The sequence below is a fragment of the Rhizobacter sp. P2_H2 genome (genome assembly GCF_056403375.1).
On sequence record NZ_JBFUFP010001195.1, the window covers coordinates 1 to 1530 of the forward strand.

A 1530-nucleotide genomic window follows, 5' to 3' on the forward strand; every position below is an offset into this window, starting at 1 on the left:
ACCGAGGGCTACGGCGTGCCGTTCCCGTTCGAGGAGTACCAGGCGATCGCCGCAGCTTTCCGCAGCCTGAAGGGCAAGGCGATGATGAGCATCAACGATCACCCGGACATCCGGCGTTGCTTCGAGGGCATGCACATGGAGTCGCTGGACATCGCCTACACGGTGGGAGGCGGCGGCAAGGCCGTCGACCGGCGCGAGCTGGTGATCTGGTCCTGGGATCCGCTGGAGGATCCGGCAGGGCTGTTCTGATTGACCGAATGCCATCGCGATGTGACACCAATTCGATCGGCGTCTGTCCATTCGAAATTGCAAACAATCGCATCCTCCCAAGGCATCCCCCCAAAGAGGGATGCGCAATTGTCAAGACTCTCTTCTAATCAAAATTCTGCTGCCTGAAGGGCTCCGATAGCGGGTTGAGGTATGCATCGGAGTGTGATTGTTCGGAACGTGCGGGCGAAACAATGCCTGCCGCGAACGGAAGAGCATGACTTGGGGAGGGAGCATTCTCGTAAACGTCTTGAAATACGTTTCTCCGCAGAGTAGTGGCGTGTACACAAAGCTCGCCACGCTATGCCGTGTCGCCCGCCGCTACCTTGGCGATCAGGCAGCTTCATTGCTGCACCGCCCGCATTGGTAGGGATACCAATCTTCGCCGAAACGTACTCAATCAATGAGCAGCATTGCTGTGCTCGCGGCGAGGATTCCGCTATTTGTTCGCAAGATTCGAGTCGAGATAGATAAAATGGGGGAAGGTCCGATGTCTGAAATGTCAGTCGTTAACGCGGTTGCTTCGGCGAAATTTCTGTCGGCTGAGAAGGTATGGAAGCGTGGATGGGGACGTCTGCTATTTCTCGCGTGCGCTTTCTTGCTTCAGATTTCAGTTGTGCCGTCCGCTTTCGCTCAGCCGGAACTAAGAGGTCATGCGGATCTGAAGTGGTGCAGCGATAGAGGGGAAGCAAACCCCAATATCCAGGATGGACATCCCTGCTCAGGATATTACCCAGATCCAGCCTCGGCCTCCGAGGCAGGCTTGGGGGAGTTTCCAGCCGCCTACAACGCTGGTAATTGGGACAGACGATTCAAAGCTTGGACTGGTGATACGGTGTGTGAGCTGTTTCCTCCAGCAGGGCGTCAAGGAACGTATAAATGTACTAAGAGATTTTCTGTCGAATGGACGTGGGCGTCACCTGAGCCTCCCCCGCCGGACGAAGCTACGGGTTCTTTGAATTTCCCTGTCTGCAAGTATCCCGGCAGTCAATATCTGTATGCTTGGGAGACGCCTTTTTTCAATGGAAATGATCCTGCACCAAATTGCAGCTGCTCTTCTGATAAACAAAAGATCGCAGTAAGTCCAAATAGTACTTCCGTGTGTGCCATAGTAAATAACAGAAATCACGACAAGCCAAAGCAGTGCTCGGCAAACCCACCTTATGGGCACCCGATATTTCCTTTGACCGGTAGCAAAGGGTTGACGGAGAGCTTGGATGGCTTTGTGCTTTCAGAGCAGCAGCTAAACGTTGTCTATGACTC

At 54.1% G+C, this 1530-nt stretch carries 1 protein-coding gene and 1 pseudogene; both read left to right on the plus strand.

Annotated elements, in window-relative coordinates; translation table 11 throughout:
* Positions 1-249, plus strand: a pseudogene (locus AC1D15_RS31510) (DNA adenine methylase); the annotation flags it as partial.
* A 421-nt stretch (positions 250-670) separates the two neighbouring features.
* The coding region (locus AC1D15_RS31515) for a hypothetical protein (protein WP_477829139.1) at positions 671-1530 on the plus strand (860 nt) is incomplete at its 3' end.